At 71.8% G+C, this 16,479-nt stretch carries 17 protein-coding genes and 1 tRNA gene; 14 read left to right on the top strand and 4 right to left on the bottom strand.

What is annotated here, in order from left to right:
• Positions 1 to 12: 12 nt before the first annotated feature.
• A complete protein-coding gene (locus AB7F12_RS06905; protein ID WP_428497660.1) occupies positions 13 to 600 on the bottom strand; it encodes a superoxide dismutase family protein in 588 nt (195 codons plus the stop codon).
• Positions 601 to 742: 142 nt separating this feature from the next.
• Between AB7F12_RS06905 and AB7F12_RS06900 the strand changes: the two genes are divergently transcribed.
• From AB7F12_RS06900 to AB7F12_RS06890, 3 genes are all read left to right on the top strand, one after another.
• Positions 743 to 815, top strand: a tRNA-Lys gene (locus AB7F12_RS06900).
• A 148-nt stretch (positions 816 to 963) separates the two neighbouring features.
• On the top strand, positions 964 to 2,208 hold the full coding sequence (locus AB7F12_RS06895) for a tyrosine-type recombinase/integrase (RefSeq protein WP_428497659.1): 1,245 nt from the start codon (positions 964 to 966) through the stop codon (positions 2,206 to 2,208).
• 92 nt (positions 2,209 to 2,300) lie between these two features.
• A complete protein-coding gene (locus tag AB7F12_RS06890) occupies positions 2,301 to 3,044 on the top strand; it encodes a hypothetical protein (RefSeq protein WP_428497658.1) in 744 nt (247 codons plus the stop codon).
• A 366-nt stretch (positions 3,045 to 3,410) separates the two neighbouring features.
• Here the strand turns inward: AB7F12_RS06890 and AB7F12_RS06885 are convergent, their stop codons facing one another.
• From AB7F12_RS06885 to AB7F12_RS06875, 3 genes are all read right to left on the bottom strand, one after another.
• Positions 3,411 to 3,959 (bottom strand): isochorismatase family cysteine hydrolase, encoded by a 549-nt coding sequence (locus AB7F12_RS06885; protein ID WP_428497657.1) that lies wholly within the window; start codon positions 3,957 to 3,959, stop codon positions 3,411 to 3,413.
• Positions 3,960 to 3,962: 3 nt separating this feature from the next.
• Positions 3,963 to 5,093: a hypothetical protein gene (locus tag AB7F12_RS06880; RefSeq protein ID WP_428497656.1), complete on the bottom strand. Its 1,131-nt coding sequence runs from the start codon at positions 5,091 to 5,093 to the stop codon at positions 3,963 to 3,965.
• Between the two features lie 150 nt (positions 5,094 to 5,243).
• Entirely contained in the window at positions 5,244 to 5,687 is a 444-nt protein-coding gene (locus AB7F12_RS06875) for a winged helix-turn-helix domain-containing protein (protein WP_428517886.1), read from the bottom strand.
• Positions 5,688 to 5,733: 46 nt separating this feature from the next.
• Between AB7F12_RS06875 and AB7F12_RS06870 the strand changes: the two genes are divergently transcribed.
• The 11 genes from AB7F12_RS06870 to mobF all read left to right on the top strand — a co-directional run bounded on the left by AB7F12_RS06870 (position 5,734) and on the right by mobF (position 16,478).
• Complete coding sequence (locus AB7F12_RS06870) at positions 5,734 to 6,066, top strand: helix-turn-helix domain-containing protein (RefSeq protein WP_428497654.1); 333 nt, start codon at positions 5,734 to 5,736, stop codon at positions 6,064 to 6,066.
• Complete coding sequence (locus tag AB7F12_RS06865; RefSeq protein WP_428497653.1) at positions 6,063 to 6,302, top strand: hypothetical protein; 240 nt, start codon at positions 6,063 to 6,065, stop codon at positions 6,300 to 6,302. The genes AB7F12_RS06870 and AB7F12_RS06865 overlap by 4 nt, the downstream gene beginning before the upstream one ends.
• A complete protein-coding gene (locus AB7F12_RS06860; RefSeq protein WP_428497652.1) occupies positions 6,299 to 6,691 on the top strand; it encodes a WhiB family transcriptional regulator in 393 nt (130 codons plus the stop codon). Before AB7F12_RS06865 ends, AB7F12_RS06860 begins: the two co-directional genes overlap by 4 nt.
• Complete coding sequence (locus AB7F12_RS06855; RefSeq protein WP_428497651.1) at positions 6,692 to 7,138, top strand: hypothetical protein; 447 nt, start codon at positions 6,692 to 6,694, stop codon at positions 7,136 to 7,138.
• Positions 7,135 to 7,497 (top strand): hypothetical protein, encoded by a 363-nt coding sequence (locus AB7F12_RS06850; protein ID WP_428497650.1) that lies wholly within the window; start codon positions 7,135 to 7,137, stop codon positions 7,495 to 7,497. Before AB7F12_RS06855 ends, AB7F12_RS06850 begins: the two co-directional genes overlap by 4 nt.
• The gene (locus AB7F12_RS06845; RefSeq protein WP_428497649.1) at positions 7,494 to 9,407 is read left to right on the top strand and encodes a type IV secretory system conjugative DNA transfer family protein; all 1,914 of its coding nucleotides are present in this window, start codon (positions 7,494 to 7,496) and stop codon (positions 9,405 to 9,407) included. The genes AB7F12_RS06850 and AB7F12_RS06845 overlap by 4 nt, the downstream gene beginning before the upstream one ends.
• The gene (locus AB7F12_RS06840) at positions 9,404 to 9,742 is read left to right on the top strand and encodes a hypothetical protein (RefSeq protein WP_428497648.1); all 339 of its coding nucleotides are present in this window, start codon (positions 9,404 to 9,406) and stop codon (positions 9,740 to 9,742) included. The genes AB7F12_RS06845 and AB7F12_RS06840 overlap by 4 nt, the downstream gene beginning before the upstream one ends.
• A gap of 41 nt (positions 9,743 to 9,783) precedes the next feature.
• Entirely contained in the window at positions 9,784 to 10,524 is a 741-nt protein-coding gene (locus tag AB7F12_RS06835; protein WP_428497647.1) for a hypothetical protein, read from the top strand.
• Positions 10,521 to 10,898, top strand: coding sequence for a hypothetical protein (locus tag AB7F12_RS06830; RefSeq protein WP_428497646.1), 378 nt, complete (start codon positions 10,521 to 10,523; stop codon positions 10,896 to 10,898). The genes AB7F12_RS06835 and AB7F12_RS06830 overlap by 4 nt, the downstream gene beginning before the upstream one ends.
• On the top strand, positions 10,895 to 11,803 hold the full coding sequence (locus AB7F12_RS06825) for a hypothetical protein (protein WP_428497645.1): 909 nt from the start codon (positions 10,895 to 10,897) through the stop codon (positions 11,801 to 11,803). The genes AB7F12_RS06830 and AB7F12_RS06825 overlap by 4 nt, the downstream gene beginning before the upstream one ends.
• Before the next feature lie 238 nt (positions 11,804 to 12,041).
• Positions 12,042 to 16,478 carry a MobF family relaxase gene (mobF, locus tag AB7F12_RS06820; protein ID WP_428497644.1) on the top strand — a complete coding sequence of 1,479 codons (4,437 nt, stop codon included), beginning with the start codon at positions 12,042 to 12,044 and terminating at the stop codon, positions 16,476 to 16,478.
• The last annotated feature ends 1 nt before the right edge of the window (position 16,479 follow it).

Here is a 16,479-nt window from a genome sequence, read left to right as displayed (position 1 = left end):
ATTGTCCTCCGTCTAGAAGCCGACGTTCACGCAGGCCAGCCGGTCACCCGCCGTGCCCGCCTTCCCCGGCTCCATCGACGTGTGGTTCGCGTGCACCACCACCGACTTCGGCGCCGCCGCGTCGGTGAAGTCCCACGCCACCGTCGACGTCGCCGAGGCAGCGCCCGACCCACCCGTCGACAGGTCGAGCCAGATCTCGTTCTGCGGGTTGGCGAACGCCGGGTCCACGCTCGGCGTCACCGGGTCCTTCTCGTTCTGGAAGTGCGGCCCGGAGTCGGCGGCCGCTGCGCCGCAGGGCTTCGTGTGGGCGTGCGCGCCGTAATGGTGGTCGGGCAGCAGACCCGTGACCGTCAGCGTGACCGTCGACGACCCACCCCCCGAGCGCGACGACACCGCCACCGAGGAACCCACCGGCACGAGATCGGGCTTGTACGTGATCGCGGAGGTGTCGGAGGCGGAGAACTCCTTGGTGACATCCACCGCGCGGGTCTGGGCGTTCGCCGGGGCGGCGGGCGCGTCCGACGGCTGTTCTGAGTTCGAGCAGCCGACGAGCAGGAGGGCAGCGATTAGGAACGTCGCGGAAGTCCGCAATGCGCGCATCGGAGCAGGATCGCCGATGACGCACCGTGACCGACGGCAGGTGGGGGTGTCGGCGCGACGAAGGTCACCCGCGGACACCGGTGGGGCCGAGATGCGGGTGGACGGCAGGTCGTAGTCTGACGTGGGCGTTGCGGCGCCCACGGGGCCTCTAGCTCAACCGGCAGAGCAGCGGACTTTTAATCCGCGGGTTCGGGGTTCGATCCCCCGGGGGCCCACTACCTCTGAACTGCGAAAATGTAAGATCGCCGCGACTTTGATCAAGCCTCTGACTGCGGGAATGACTGCGGCTAGGATGCGGTCATGGCTCCGTCGGCTCCGAAGCGCCAGCGCGGGACGATCAGGCAGCGCGGCGGCTCCTACCAGGTGGTCGTCTACGCCGGGCAGGATCCGGTCACCGGGAAGCGCCTCTACCTGACCGACTCGACGACCGACGAGCGCGAGGCCGAGCGCATCCGCCGGCGCTTCGTCGCCCAGGTCGACGACCAGCGAAACGTGCGTACCCGGGCGACGCTCGGGAAGACGCTGGAGTCGTGGCTCCGGACGCACGAGGCCGAGGAGTCGACGCTCGATGGCTACCGCGGCTACATCCGTCGGACGATCGAGCCCGCCCTCGGCAATGTGGCCATCGGCAAGGTCACGGCGCAGGTGCTGGAGGAGCTGTACGCCGACCTGCGGCGGTGCCGCCACCGCTGCAAAGACGGCGAGCCGGTCGTCGACCACCGCACGACCGTTCCGCACGAGTGCCGGGAGGTCCGGCACAAGCGCAAGCCGGGTCGGCCGGGGAAGCCCCCGCACGACTGCGAGGCCGCTGGATGCGTCGTCGTCGAGTGCCCGCCGCACCACTGCACGCCGATGTCGGCGTCGTCGATCCGGCAGGTCCACTGGATCCTCAGCGCGGCGCTGGCGGCCGCGGTGCGGTGGGAGTGGATTCGCAGCAACCCCGCCGAGGTGGCGAAGAAGCCGCGGCAGCGCGCGCCCCAGCCGGAGCCGCCGACCTCGACAGAGGCGGCCCGCATCGTCGAGGCGGCTTGGGCCGAAGACGATTCGTGGGGAACGCTCGTCTGGCTGGTCATGGTCACTGGGATGCGTCGCGCCGAGCTGGTCGCGCTGCGCTGGTCGGACGTGGACCTCGCCGAAGGCAAGCTCACCATCCGTCGGAGCTACGTGCGTACGGGCGGGCGCGGCCTGGAGAAGGACACCAAGACCCACCAGATGCGGCGCATCTCCCTCGACGCTGCGACGGTCGAGGTGCTCGGCGAGCACCGACAGCGGGTCGAGGCGCAGCTCGCCCTCGTCGACCAGGAGCTAACGGCGTCGACGTATCTGTTCTCGCACAGGCCTCTTCACGACGGCCCGGCTGATCCGAGTGCCGTGACGCATCGCTACGGCCGCATGTGCACGACGCTTGGGATTGACAGTCACCTCCACGCGCTGCGGCACTACTCGGCCACGGAGCTGCTGACCGCTGGCGTCGACCTGCGGACGGTCGCGGGGCGACTTGGGCACGGGGGCGGTGGAGCGACCACTCTGCGCGTCTACGCAGCGTGGGTGGCCGAGGCGGATCAGCAGGCTGCGGATGTGCTTGGGAGCCGTATGCGACGGAGGTGAGCCGTGTCGGCAGCGGCGCCGTGCTGCGCTGGCCGCGGTTTCCGTGACACTCTGGGTAGCTGTTTCCGTGTAAATCTTGGTAACCTTCGACCATGGCTGCGACCGAGTACGTCTGGTTCCTCCGGCTAGCGGTGCGAGTGAGCCCGCCAGCCAGTTATGACATCGCCGAGCGCATTGCGCGCCAGACGGCCGCGGCGGTCGGCCACGATCTGATCCTCATGGGTCGGACCGACAGTTACCGGCTGGTCAGTGTTGTGGTTGGTGGTGTTGATCCGGCACCCCCGATACCGGTGCCCCCGGCCTTCATTGATGCCTTGCATGCGGCTGCGGAGTCCAATGGGCTCGTCGCATATCCGGCCGCGCCCGAAGATTTCGTCTTGACGACCTCGATGCCAGAGGAGCCCCCGTCCCCCGACCTCGTCGATACGAAAGAGTTCGCAGGGATGTGCGGACTTTCACCTCAGCGGTTGTACGAGCTTGAGTCTGCGCGGGCCCGCGCGGTCTCGGCGGGACTTGCGCACGTCTTTCCGGCCCCTTTTGTGACGGGGTGGTGGCACCGCCGACAGGCCGAGGCGTTCGCTGAAACTCGCCGGACGACTCGCGGTCCGCGTCGGCGGAGCCCGAATTGCAATGTTGACGGCTGCATCGTGGAGGGCGCGTCGATCGTGGGTTCGACGGGCCGTGGTCGTCGCATCGAGGTTTGGGTGTGTCCCGGACACGAGCAGGTTCTTGCCACGGCGCGCGAAGGAGTGGACTGGGTCGTGCATGTTGTGCCGTCGACCAAGGTGATCCTCAGTCCCGACATTTCGAGGATGAACGTCGGTGAGAATCCCTAACTGGCCCACCCCCGGTCGGACCCTAGCTCTCGTTCTCTATCCTGAGGTGATCAACTCGCGATAGAGAACGGGCGGCACGTGGGACTCATTAAGGAAGCAAAGGCGAATACAGCACTTCAGCACGCTACGCAAGCAATGTCCGAAGGGCGTCGAGTTCTCCTGTATCGGCAGAATGTGCCTGCGACTTCCTTGGGGCTCAGCGGACCGGTCTCAGGTGTTGCTGAGGTGATCGAAGCTATCGAATCTGCGGGCTGGGCGCTCGTGGACATGGCGTATGACGGCGCTCAGTCCAAGAACGGCGGTGTGCTCCTCCTGTTTCGTCCTGCGCGAGGACGGCAGGGATGAGCTGCAAGGGGACATGGACACCTATGGTGTGGCGATACTCCGCTCGACATCGGCAGTGGTGATCGTCTGGCGTCGCCCGATCATCTTTTCCGCCACGAGCACACCTGCGCGGTGGGCTGGGTCTCCGGAGTGGCTCGCCGACGCGTCAGTTATCAGCCAGGCTCGGATTCCGTGCTCGAAGGCGTCAACCGCTGTCTTAAGTACGCACACCTCCGTGTCGATCCCGCATACGAACATGTCCGTCCATCGACGCGACACGGCAAGCGCAATGCCCTCGTCGTTGAACAGCGAGTAGATTCTCTTGTCGATGACAGCGGTCACCTTGTGAGTGAGGTCCTCCAAGTCGTCGACTACGTCGATCTCGGGTGACTCCTTGAGTTTTGACCATCCCATCACGCGCTCAAAGGGGCTGTCGTCGTAGTTGAGGTACCGCGTGAACACCACGTCGCGGCCGGCGTCGAGCCACTGCTGGACGAGGCGGGCAATGACCGGCACCACGTGCTGCGAGTGCTCGGTGATGAAGCCGTTCTGCACGTCGACGACGACGAGGACGGGGTTGATCTCTGGCACCTGCTACCGCCTGTCGCAGTCTCGAAGGCTGTCGATGGCCTGGTCCAGTCTGCGGATCAGGCCACTGGTGTTGACGATCGCCTCCCGCATGGCGCGGTGCTGGGAGGTCTCCTGCGGGCGCTCGGTCGTGAGCCTGGAGCGGATGCCGCGGAGATAGCGCCAGCCGAACTCCGGCGGCACGTCAGGATCGGCGCCGGCCTCCACGACGCGGCGGATGTAGTCGGCGTAGGCCCACGCGGCCTGGACGGACAGCTCGCAGGCGATGAGTTCGCCCTCCGCGAGGCACTGTTCGGGCGCGAGTGGTGCGTAGACGACGCCGGACCACGAGGCGTAGGCGGTCGCGATAGCGCGGACGCCGAAGTCGCAGATGTCGGGGTGGTCGAATCCGTCGCGGAGGAAGGCCTGCTCGACGACGGAGGCCCGCGCGAGCTTCTCCTCCGCGGTGCCCTGTTCGTGGCGGCTGACGAGCACGCGCGGGACGCAGAGCAGGCGGAGCCCAGTTTCGTGCTGCAGTCCGTCGAGTGGCGTGCTGTCCACCCAGTAGGCGCTCAGGACGTAGGGGTCGCCGAGGACGTCGATACCCGAGTCCGCGACCGCCTGGTTCGCGCGGTGCATGTTTTCCTCGTAGGAGTGGCGGCGCCACACCGCCACGGATGCAACGGAATCGGGCTCGATCTCCTCGACGAGGTGGAACATGACGACGCCGAATGGCCAGCACAGCGCCCGGGTGTTCGGTACGGCGAGGTCTGAGACCTGCTCTGCGCCCAGCCAGTCATCCTGGGCCTCGGCCCGGGCGGGTGCGCGCGAAAGGCCGGCGACCGCTTCGGCGCCTACGTAGAGCGGAACGAACTTGTGGCTGCGGAGTCGGTAGGTGCTTCCGCTCGATGTCGCGGAGTCGGAAGGCCCGAACAGTTCGGCGGTCGGCCGCTCGAAGAACTCGGCGATGAGGGTGGCGTAGAAGTCATCCGGCCGTCGGACCCGGCCTGTCTCCAGCCGGTAGATCTGTTTCTCGATGTTCGCTTCACCGGGCGAGCTCCATCCGCGGGCGCCGCAGTAGAGGTGCAGTTCGCGGGCTAGTCGGGGCCGACCCCAGGTTCGCGAGGCACGGAGCTCCAGGAGGACGCGGTTGGGCACTCGGGCGCTCGATGTCCCTGTGTCCATGCCTGATGTCCCCCGTGTCCCGTGACACCGGACGGTGTCCGTGGCTGTCCCCGCTGTCGTCTGTTGATCTTCCCTGCTCTGGACGACAGTTGTGGCATGAACGGAGAAAGTCGACAGAACGAGTTACGACGGATCGGCTCGCTCGCTCTCAAGGCGCGCGACCCGGGCCGTGAGGGCGTCGAGGTCGCGCCGGAGGGATGCGATCACTGCGTCACGGGGGACGGCGGCCTCAGAAGCTCCCTCGAGTACGAAGGCTCCCTTGCCTTGGTGCGTCGACACGAGGCCTTCCGCTCGCAGCTCGCCGACGGCGGATCGCGCGACGGTGATCGAGACGTCGTAGTCGCGCATCAGGGCTGAGTACGACGGGAGCTGTTCGCCGGGCTGAAGCTGTCCGCCCCGGATCTTCTGTCGCAGGTCCTCGGCGACCTGTAGGTAGGCCGGTTCTCCACGAGTCCAGTCGGCCAACGCGCACAACTCCTTCCGAGGCGACGGGACGTTAGCGACCCGTCCACGGACAGCATGCCGTGCGGCGCTTCGGCGAGGAACACTTGACGCACTATGAGGCATAGTGCACTGTGAGACACAGTTTGCAGATCGAGAAGGGATATGCAGCGTGAGCAGTCAGAGCAACCAGATGCAGGTCGGGCAGCCGACCCGATCCGCGGAGCGATCGTCGGCGCTGGATCGTGCGATCCGCAAGCGTGCGAACGGGGTGCCGACATACACCGTTCCCGAGGCAGCGGCGCTCCTGAGCATCTCGCAGGAGTACCTCTACCGCCTGATCCAGGCCGAGGCGTTCCCCGCGGTCCGCATGGGCCTCGGCGGCCGACACGGTCGCTACGTGATCGCGGCGAAGGCCGTCGAGCAGTTGCTGGACGGCGCCGCCGGTGACAACGCGGTGTCAACGACGGCGAAGGGTGCCAACGTCTCCGGGGGCCTCAGGTGAGCGTCGGGGTGCTGATCCTATTCGCGGTTGTGGGTGCGCTGATCTGCGCGAAGGCGCGCGTCGCGGCCGGGGCCGTGGTGTTCTCCCTCGTCGCGCTGGTGCTGTTCGTGGCCACGCCCGCGGGGCAGGGGCTGCCCGAGGCGGTCTCGTCGTTTCTGTCGACGGTCGATCACTCGACGGCCCCGGCGCTGAACCACGAGCGCGAGGCGTCCGCGGGATCGGGGGCTGTGGGATGACCGCCGCCTACGACATCGACCGAGACTGGCGTGCGGACGCGCTCTGCGCGCGGGTCGACCCGGAGCTGTTCTTCCCGACGGCCGAAGACGGCCCGCTGTACGAGGCGCAGGTTGTCGCGGCGAAACGGGTGTGCGCGGGCTGCCCGGTCTGGCGCCGGTGCCTGGACTACGCCCTGGCGGCGCTGCCGGACGGGATCGCGGGCGGCCTGACCCCGGACGAGCGGGCGAGGCTGCGCCGCCGCGGCGGGCTCGACAACCCCACGGCCGCTCGCGCGGCACGGGTGGGTGTGGGGGAGGGGAGCCCGGCGGCAACCGGTACTCCCCTCCGGATCTTCGCAGCACGTGAGGCCCTGGCAGGCAACAAGTCACCGGAAGGAAACCGAGGGTAGATGACCACGATGAGCAGCCACTACGACAACGACGGCCAGGACGTCGACGACCGCCCGGCGGTGCGTCAGGCCGAGGCCGGCGCGCAGGCGTGGCGGGCGGTCGTCCACGCCCAGGGCACCGCCGACCCGGAACACACCGACTTCTACGCGATCGCCGCCGAGCTGGTCGACACCCTGGCCGCGGTCGCCGCGCTGGCCGAGGTCCTGGCCCGGCAGGTCGAGCACTACGGCGACGACCGGCCGGTCTACGACGACTCCCGGGTCGTCGACCCGTACGAGCGCCTGTACGCCGCGGCCGCGGACATGCACGAGCTGGCCGTCCGCGCCCGGGAGGCGGATCGGGTGGTCAACGCATTCTGGTCGCGGATCAGCCACATCGGCGTCAACTACAGCACCGAGCACGCGGCCGAGGTCACCGGCGACGGTCCTGTGGCGGTGACCCGATGAGCGGGCCGGGATCGGCGACCGCGGCGGCGGTCGGATTGCGCCGTTGGGCCCGCAGCCATGACGACCACGTGAATGCGGCGGTCGGGCTGCTGATCGCGTCGGAGGTGTGGTTGGCGCGCAGCGAGTTCCGCACCACGTGCGTCGAGCACGACGACGACGGGACGTGCTGGATCGACTGGACCGAGGCCCGCGCGTGCTTCGACGCCGGACGGTTCGCGAAGGCGTCCTCGACCGAGATCGTGGTGCTCGACCTCGCGATCGCCCTGGGGGAGGACCGCTACCGGTTCTCCCGAATCGACAGCGCTCAGGCCCGAATGGTTGTTGAGGCGGTCACGGCTGCGGTGGGGGTGGACCGATGAACCTGTGGTCGATCCTGCTCGTGGCCGCCCCGATCGTCGCCGCGATGGTCGCGTTCAAGCGCGGCGCCAAGCGTCTCGGCGCGGTGTTCGCAGTGGTGTCGCTGCTGCCGCTGTGGGCGCTGCTCGCCGTCCTCGGGCTCCCGCTCCTGCTGATCGGCGGCGCCCTCGCCGCGCTCGTGGGCTGGCACCGGTGGACCCGCTCGTCGTCGACAGTGGCCCGGTGGGGTGCTCGGTCGCGCCGCAAGGCCGGCGTCGCCTCGACCCTGGACATCGTCCGGCACGCGGGCGGGCTCGCGATGCGCCGCCGCGCCGGGTCGGTGCGGCCGTCGCTGGCCGCGCTCGACTGGCGGGCACGGCTGCGGCTGCCAGTCGTTGAGGTCGCGGTCAGGTTGTGCCGGACCGGGCTGGTGCGGGTGTGGTCCTCGATCGAGGACGTGACCCTGATCTTCGGCGGCCCCCGCACCGGCAAGTCCGGCTGGCTGGCCGGGCAGATCCTTGACGCCCCCGGCGCCGTCCTGGTCGCCTCGACCCGCACCGACCTGCACGACCTCACCGCCACCCGACGCGCGGCACGGGGGCCAGTGCTGGTGTTCAACGCGGTCGGCCTCGGCCACCTTGCCTCGACGGTGACGTTCAACCCGGTCGACGGCTGCGTCGATCCGGTGACGGCGTCGGAGAGGGCTACGGACATGCTCACCGCGACGATCCGCGCAGGCGGCAGCGGTGATCGGGAGTTCTGGGACGCGCAGGGGCGCCGCGTGCTCGCCGCGCTGCTGCACGCTGCCGCCCTCGGTGGCCGGACGATGCGTGACGTTCTCGGGTGGTTGGCCGACCCGACCGCGGCCGCCAAGGACGTCACCGTGCTGTTGCGCCGAAGTCCGGAGCCTGCGTTCGAGTTGGACCTCGGCCAGTTCCTCACGACGAACGACCGCACCCGCTCGTCGATCACCTCGACGATCATGCCCGCGCTCGGCTGGCTCACCTCCCCGGCCGCGTGCGCCGCAGCCGGGATCAACGACCAGGACGGTCGCCATCGGCTCGACGTGGCGGAGCTGCTGGCCGCCAACGGCACCGTCTACCTGGTCGGCGGGGACGAGTCTCAGGTCGCCCCGCTGGTGGCTGCGCTGACCGGGCACGTCGCCCGGCAGGCCCGTCGCATCGCCGCCACCCGCCCAGGTGGGCGGCTCGACCCGCCGTTGCGCCTGGCCCTCGATGAGGCGGCGCTGATCTGCCCGGTCCCGCTGGAGTCGTGGACGGCAGACATGGGCGGGCGCGGGGTGAACATCCTCGCCGCGTTCCAGTCCCGCGCCCAGCTCCTGGCCCGCTACGGCACGCACGACGCCGCGACGATTCTGAACAACGCGGGTGCGGTGATGGTGTTCGGCGGCACCCGCGACCGTGACGATCTGCAGTTCTGGTCCACCCTGACCGGGGACCGGGACGAGCCGGCCGACACGGTCGACCCGACCGGCCACACCACGGCCCGGACCTCACGCAAGACGGCGGTGTTGTCTCCGGCGCAGATCGCGAACCTGCCCGCGGGTCGGGTGTTGGTGATCCGCCGCGGGATCGCGCCGGTGGTCGGGAGGGCGCAGATGTTGTGGCAGCGCCCCGACGTCCGCTGGGAGCGGTTCGCGACGGACCATCCCGGCTGGGCCCAGCGGGCCGAGCACACCGCGGCCTGGTGCCGTTCCCTTCCGACGCGGGTCGCTCAGCGGCTCGGCCGTCGTCGGCCTGCGCGGGTTGCGGTCGCGGCGCTGGCCGCCGGACCGAACGCCGAGCCCGTCGAGGCTGTCGGATCGGCGACGGCAGGCCGGCCGCGGCTGGTCGTCGTCGACGCGCTGGCCGCCGACAACACGCGCGGCGAGGCCGAGTCCAGCGGCGGGGCTGATCGTGGGGGTGTGGCATGACCCGCCGACATCCGCCGCCGCTGCAGTTCCCCGCCCAGCACGGCAGCCCCGGCACAGCCCGGGTCCTGCTGCCCGGACTCGCGTTGCTCCTGCTGGTCGGGTTCGCGGACCACTACGCGCCGTGGACGCTCGCCGTCGCGACAGGGCTCGCCGTCACCGCTGCGGTCGCACGGCGGTGGAGGCGTTGGCGGCGGGAGCGCTGCGAGGACGTCGCCGATCTTGCCGAAGGCCGGGCGTTCGCCGCGCACGACCGGTTCAGCGCCGTTCCGATCGACCCGACGGCAGCGCCGCCCACCGCGGGCCAGTCCGTTCGGCCCGCCGGCCGCGCGAGCTGACCGCCCTCGGGCTCCCTCGATACCTGTTGCAGGAGAACGCGATGAGCAACCAGAACGGGCACCGCCCGCCGGGCGCGCCGGGCGGCGTTGACCGCACCGTGTCAACGCCCCCGCCGCCCACCGCGGCGGCATCAGACGACGACGGCTGGGCCGGTCCGGTGGCTGGGCTTGCCCGGCTCGTCGACGGGCTGCGCCGCGACCTCAACCCGCTCACCGGGCTGCCCGAGCGGGTCGACGAGCTGGCCTCGCTGGTCGCCGGGCTCGCCGACGCTCTGGCCGCCTCGACCTCACGTCGCCAGGCCGGACCGGCCCCGTCCTGGCTCCTCGCCCCGACCGACCCGCAGAAGGCCGCCGAGCTGCTGGACGGGTTGGCGGGCTGGCTGGGGGTGGTGTTCCTGCGCTACCCCGACGGCGCCGCGGCGTTGCCGGAGTGCTGGTGCTGGCATCCCGACGTCGTCGAGGAGCTGCTCTGGCTCATGCATGCCTGGTCGGCCGCCTACCAGGGCCCGGCCGCGTCGGTGGGGTTGGCGGGGGACTGGCACGACCGCCAACGGCCCGGCGTCGTGCGCCGCATCCGGGGTGCCGCGGGGTCGTGCTCGCGGGAGAACCACCAGACCCGCCCCGGCAGACCCCCGCTCCCCACCGGTGCCCCCACGGTGCCCGCCGCCGACGAGCTGGCCGTGATCGCCGGGCGGTGGGCCACCGACCGCGACCACCCCGCGCCCGAACCCGCCAGCACCGGAGCCGCCGGCGCGATCGCTCATGAAGGAGCGCGACCGTGACCACCCGTCAGAGTCCCAACCCCCGCTTGCCGGTCGAGCGCGACGTCGACGCCGTCGAGGCCGCCCTGTGGCCGTGGATCACCGCCGCCTGTGACGTCGAGGTCCCGCTGCTGGGCACCGAGGAGTGGACGGCGGCGGCTCCGGTCGTACAGCGGGCGTCGGTGGCGGTGTTCGTGCTCGGCTGTCTGGTCGAGCGGGACCCGCTGGTGATCGCTGCCCGGCTCGCCGCTGAGATCGCCACTGCCCGCGCGGTCCGGTGCGCCGCCGCCCGCCAGGCGTCGCACGCCATCGCCGCCGCTACCGACTGGACCGCCGTCGCATCCCGGCTCGTCCAGCGCGCCGCCGATGGCCCGACCCGGGCGAGCACCCGATGAGCCGCCCAACGGACCGCCCCGCGGCAGGGACGCCACGGCTGGTGCTGTGGCTGCCCGGTCTCGTGGTCGCGCTGGGCGCCGCCGCGGCGACGGCGCACGGGCTCTACGAGGTCGCCGCCGCCGCGCGGGTCCCGGCCGGGATCGCCTGGATCTACCCGCTGATCACCGACGGACTGGCCGTGGTTGCCTACACCGCCACCGCTCGCCTGACCGGGTCTGCCCGCCGCTACGCGTGGTCGGTCGTCGTCCTGTCCGCCGGGCTATCGGGTCTGGCGCAGGCGGTGTTCCTCGCCAGCGACCCCACCCCGACCGCAGGCGCGGTCGCCGGGCTGACGGTCCCGGCGGCGCTGCGGTTCGGCATCGGCGCCTGGCCCGCCATCGCCGCCGCGCTGGCCGCGCACCTACTACACCTGCTCACCGCCCACCCCACTCACGAGGTCGACGACGGCCCGGCCCCGGCGGCCGAGCCCGCGCAGGTGCAATGGGTCGCCGAGACGTCGGTGACGCCGTCCCGTTCAACGGCTGCTGTTCAACCGGCGGCGTTCAATGGTGCGGGAGTTCAGGCCGACGCGTTGACCGCGCCGCTGCCGATCGTCCCGGCCAGCTTTCAACCGACGACCGCTCCCGCGGCCCCCGCGGCGCCCGTGCGTCCGGTGAACGGCCCGGCTGAACGGCCCGCTTCGCGGGCCGGGGAAGCCCCCGCGCGCGAGCGCGCCCAGGCCGCCGCCGACCGGCTGCGCACTCGCACCGGAGCACTCCCGACCGTCTCCGAACTCGAAGCCGAGGCCCAGGTGTCCCGCGGTACCGCCGCCACCGTCCTCAAGGCCCTGCGCGAGCACCCCGCACCCGTCCCGGCGGCTACGACCGCCCCGACGACGACCGATCACGAGGCGACCCAGCGATGACCACGACCACCCTTCAGCACCCGACGAGCACTCACCCGAGCACTGACAAGGACACCACTCGGCAACTTCACACCAATACCGACGAACAGTTCAGAACCAACACAGCAACGACCAAGACCAAGCGATCACACCTATGCATCACGATCCGAGGGGCCGCGCCGGCCTTCGGCCGTCAGCGGACGACCCGCCCCGCTGTTGATCTTGGATTCGGGCTCATCGCGGCTTCGGGTTGGTGGTCGTGGTGCTGAGTGTGTCGTCGGGCTACAGCCCGGACTACCTGCTCAAGCAGGTCGCGACCGGCCGGGAGAACTACTACACCGGCGCAGTCACCGAGGGCGAGCCCCCGGGCCGCTGGTGGGGGACCGGGGCCGAGCGGCTGGGCCTTCACGGGCTCGTCGAAGCCCAGGACATGCGCGCGGTCTACGAACGGTTCCTCGACCCCCGCGCCAAGGGGTTCCACGATCCCGCCCAGTGGGGCGAGCTACCGACCCTCGGACACACCGGCCGCTCGTACAAATCCGAGGACGAGTTGTACGCCGCCGCGGTTGAACGCGAACCGAACGCCTCGGCTGAACGCCGGGTTGAACTCCGTACAGAAGCGGGCAAGGCCGCCCGGCGCAACGTCGCGTTCTACGACGTGACGTTCAGCGTGGCGAAGTCGGTCACGCTGCTGCACACCGCGTTCGAGGCCGAACAGGTCAAGGCCGCCGCGCGCGGGGACGAGGGCGCGGCCGCGGCGTGGGGGGAGTACCGGGCAGCGGTCGAGGAGGCGATCTGGGCGGGCAACAACGCCGCCCTCGGCTACCTGTCGGAGCGGGCCGGGTACTCCCGGGTCGGGCACCACGGCGGCGCCGCGGGCCGGTATGTCGACGCGCACGAGTGGGTGGTTGCCTCGTTCTTCCAGCACGACTCCCGCGACCACGACCCGCAGCTGCACATCCACAACCCGATCCTCAACCGCGTCCAGGGCCCCGACGGGCAGTGGCGGACCCTCGACGGGCGCAGCCTCTACCGGTGGCGCGCCGCCGCGGGCGCGGTGGCCGAGCGGACGACGGAGGAGCGGATCGCCCACGCGCTCGGGCTGCGGTTCGCCACGCGCCCGGATGGGAAGGCGCGTGAGGCCGTCGGGGTCGACCCGGCGGCGATGGCACTGATCTCGTCGCGGCGGCGGGCGGTGACGGCGAAGGCCGAGCAGCTGATCGCCGCGTTCGAGACCCAGTTCGGGCGGGCTCCGAACAACCTGGAGCGCGACCGCCTGTCTCGGCAGGCCACGTTCGCGACCCGGCGGGCGAAGTCGCACGAGGGCCTCACGCGCGAGCAGCTCCTGGCCCGGGTCGACACCCAGCTCCGCGCCGAGGTCGCCGGTGGCCTGGCTGGGGTGGCCCGCGACGCCCTGGCCGCCCGCGACGACGGCGCTCTCGCAGCGCAGGTGTGGTCGCCGTCGGCGGTGATCGAGACCGCGCTCGCAGACGTCCAAGCCCGGTCTGCAGGCTGGACCCGTTCCGACCTGACCCGAGCGATCAACGCCGCGCTGCCGGACTACCTCGGGCTGCCCGACGGCACCGACGTCGGTCGGCTGCTCGACCAGCTCACCGCCCAAGGCCTCACGGCGGCGACCCCGCTCGACGCCGCTCGACCCGCCGCCGACGCGATCCCCGACGCGCTGCGCCTCGCCAACGGCGACTCGGCCTACGAGCAGCCGGGCGGGCGGCTCTACGCGACCCCGGAGCAGGTCCGCACCGAGCGGTTCCTCGTCGCCGCCACCGCCCAGGGCGGCGCGACGGCGCTTCCCCGCGAGCAGGCCCGCCGGTTCCTCGACGAGCTGGCCGAGTCGGGGATCGAACTCGGCGCCGACCAGGCCGCCGCCGTCCGCGGGGTCCTCACCTCTGGGGCCCGGATCGAGTCCCTGGTCGGCCCGGCCGGGACCGGGAAGTCCTTCGTCGTCGGCGCGATCGCCCGCGGTTGGACCACCGCGCCGCAGCTGGACGGCACACCGGCGGGGCGGGTGTTCGGGCTCGCGACGTCCCAGGTCGCGACCGACGTCCTCACCGGCGAGGGACTCACCGCGCGCAACGTCGCCCGCTGGCTCGCCACCCAGGACCGGCTCGCCGCACCGGCCGCCGAGGCGCGCGCGAGCGCCGACGACGCCGGGTGGGCGCTGCGCACGGGCGACCTGGTCGTGGTCGACGAGTCCGCGATGACCGACACCGCTTCCCTGGCCGCGATCCATCGCCACGTGGACGCGGCCGGGGCGAAGCTGCTGCTGGTGGGGGACCACCGCCAGCTCGCCGCGGTCGGCGCCGGCGGGGGCATGGACCTGCTCGCCAACTCGGGAGCCCGCTACGAGCTCGCAGAAGCCCGCCGGTTCACCGCGGACTGGGAGCGGTCGGCGTCGCTGCGGCTGCGCGCCGGGGACGAGTCCGTGCTGCGCGACTACTTCGAGCAGGGCCGCCTCGTCGACGCCGGAACCACCGACGCTGCGGAGCAGTCCGCCGCCGCGGCGTGGCTGGCCGACACCCTCGACGGGCGCCGTTCCCTGCTGCTGGTCGACACTAACGACCAGGCCGCCGCCCTGTCCGCGCAGCTACGGGCCGAGCTGGTCCGGCTCGGGCGGGTCGCCGAGGACGGCGTGCCGCTGGAGTTGCAGGGCACCAACGCCGGGGTGGGGGACCTGGTCCAGGCCCGCCGCAACGGCTGGCACCTCGCCGGGATGGAGGGCAACCGGCGCGGGCCGATCAACCGCGAGACCTACCGGGTCACCGCCACCCGCTCCGATGGCGGGCTCGAGGTCGCGCCCATCCTCGACAACGGCCCGGACGGGGAGCAGCTCGGCGAGACGATCGTGCTGGCCGCCGCCTACGTCGGCGAGCACCTGGCGCTGGGCTACGCCTCGACCGTGCACGCCGCCCAAGGCGCGACAGTCGACACCAGCCACACCGTCGTCACCTCACGCACCGGCCCGGCCGCGCTCTACGTCGGCATGTCCCGCGGCCGGGCCGGCAACACCGCGCACGTCGCCACCGTCTCCGCGGTCGAGGACCCGGCCAACGGGCGCCCTGACCAGACCCTGCGCCGCCACCCGGTCGCGATGCTGGCCGGGCTGCTCGACTCCGACGACCGGACCGCGACCCGTTCCGCGCTCGCCGCCGCGGCTGACTCCGCCGCCGAGGCCGGGAGTCTGCGCGCGGCGGTGGAGCTGCTCGCCGACGCCTCCCAGCTCGCCGCGACCGACCGCACCGCCGGATGGCTCGACCAGCTCACCGCCGACGGCGTCCTCTCGCAGGCGGACCGGCGGCGGATCGCCGCCGAGGACGGCGCCGCGTCCCTGACACGCATTCTGCGCCGGGCTGAACTGGCCGGCCACGACCCGCGTGCCGTCCTGGCCGCGGCGGTCGCGGGTCGGCCGTTGGACGGGGCGCGGAACCTGACCAACGTCATCCACACCCGCATCGCCGACGCCGGCCTGCCGCTGGACCCGGTCGCCGCGACGTGGGCGGCGCGGGTGCCGACGGTCGACGATCCGCAGTATCAGCGCTACCTCGACCAACTCGGCGCCGTCGTCGACGAGCGCGCCGCCGCGCTCGGCGCCGCCGCAGCAGCCGATCCACCCGCGTGGGCACTGGCAGCGCTCGGCACCCAACCTGACGACGCCGGCGGGCGACAGCGCTGGCAGGAGGCAGCCGCCGCCGTCGGCGCACACCGCGAACTCACCCACGACGGCGCCGCCCGCGAGCGCGAGGACGCGCGGGCCGGGCGGGTCGGGGACGTGCTCGGGCGGGCCCCGAAGCCCGGCCAGATCGAGCACTACGCGGCCTTCCGCGGAGCGTGGCGGGCCCTGGGCCGTCCCGAGATCGACCGGGAGACCGCGGAACTCTCCGACGGGCAGTTGCGGATGCGGATCCGCGGAGCGGCCCGCGACGAGGCCTGGGCGCCCCGGTTCGTCGGCAACGAACTCGCCGCGACCCGACAAGCGGCCGAGGGCCACCGCCGCAACGCCAGCCTGCGCCGCGCTGAGGCCGACGCTGCGGCCGACCCGGCCGAGCGGGCCCGGCTGTTCCTGGAGGCCACCGACGCCGGGGTGCTGGCCGACACCCTCGACACCCGCGCCGGGACGTTGCAGGAACTCGACGACGCTCGCGCGCGCTGGCTCGCCCACACCGCCGGCAACCGGGCCGCCGCCGACCAGGCCCGGCTCGTGCTCGCCGACCGCCACGCCGACACCGCCCCGGAGCCCGAGGTCACCGCCGAGGAATGGCTGGCCGCCGCCCGCGAAGCCGACCAGGCTGAGTACGCCCACCGCGACATCACCGACATCGACCTCATCGATCTGCCTGCCGATGCCGCGGACCTGCCCGAGCGCCGGATCGGCGACGACGCAGTGCTCGTCGAGACTGCGGTCGACGACGTGCGCGACGTCGCGGTCGGTGATGCCGCGCCGAGTGAGGACGTGGTGCGGGTTCCCAGCGCCGACGCCGTCGCCGCGTCGATCGATCGCGCCGCCCGCTCACTGCGCGAGATCGAAGCCCGCGAAGCAGCTGAGCAGGCCGAGGCCGCCGACCGCGCTGCCGAACTCATCCACTGGCACACCGACGACCAGGCAGACGACCACCTGATCGACGTCGCCGACGAGGCCGGCGACGACTATGCCGACGCTCTCGACCCCGCACCGACATAAC

This window comes from Pseudonocardia sp., assembly GCF_050250275.1.
Classification (GTDB): domain Bacteria; phylum Actinomycetota; class Actinomycetes; order Mycobacteriales; family Pseudonocardiaceae; genus Pseudonocardia.
Note: the sequence above shows the minus strand (reverse complement) of the source record. Positions and strands in the feature narration are given on the sequence as shown.

What these genes read in the sequence shown, in the direction of transcription:
- AB7F12_RS06905 (WP_428497660.1), bottom strand. Translation starts at nt 600, where the DNA reads ATGCGCGCATTGCGGACTTCCGCGACGTTCCTAATCGCTGCCCTCCTG.
- AB7F12_RS06890 (WP_428497658.1), top strand. Translation starts at nt 2,301, where the DNA reads ATGGCTGCGACCGAGTACGTCTGGTTCCTCCGGCTAGCGGTGCGAGTG.
- AB7F12_RS06875 (WP_428517886.1), bottom strand. Translation starts at nt 5,687, where the DNA reads ATGCCTCATAGTGCGTCAAGTGTTCCTCGCCGAAGCGCCGCACGGCAT.
- AB7F12_RS06860 (WP_428497652.1), top strand. Translation starts at nt 6,299, where the DNA reads ATGACCGCCGCCTACGACATCGACCGAGACTGGCGTGCGGACGCGCTC.
- AB7F12_RS06855 (WP_428497651.1), top strand. Translation starts at nt 6,692, where the DNA reads ATGACCACGATGAGCAGCCACTACGACAACGACGGCCAGGACGTCGAC.
- AB7F12_RS06850 (WP_428497650.1), top strand. Translation starts at nt 7,135, where the DNA reads ATGAGCGGGCCGGGATCGGCGACCGCGGCGGCGGTCGGATTGCGCCGT.
- AB7F12_RS06845 (WP_428497649.1), top strand. Translation starts at nt 7,494, where the DNA reads ATGAACCTGTGGTCGATCCTGCTCGTGGCCGCCCCGATCGTCGCCGCG.
- AB7F12_RS06840 (WP_428497648.1), top strand. Translation starts at nt 9,404, where the DNA reads ATGACCCGCCGACATCCGCCGCCGCTGCAGTTCCCCGCCCAGCACGGC.
- AB7F12_RS06835 (WP_428497647.1), top strand. Translation starts at nt 9,784, where the DNA reads ATGAGCAACCAGAACGGGCACCGCCCGCCGGGCGCGCCGGGCGGCGTT.
- AB7F12_RS06825 (WP_428497645.1), top strand. Translation starts at nt 10,895, where the DNA reads ATGAGCCGCCCAACGGACCGCCCCGCGGCAGGGACGCCACGGCTGGTG.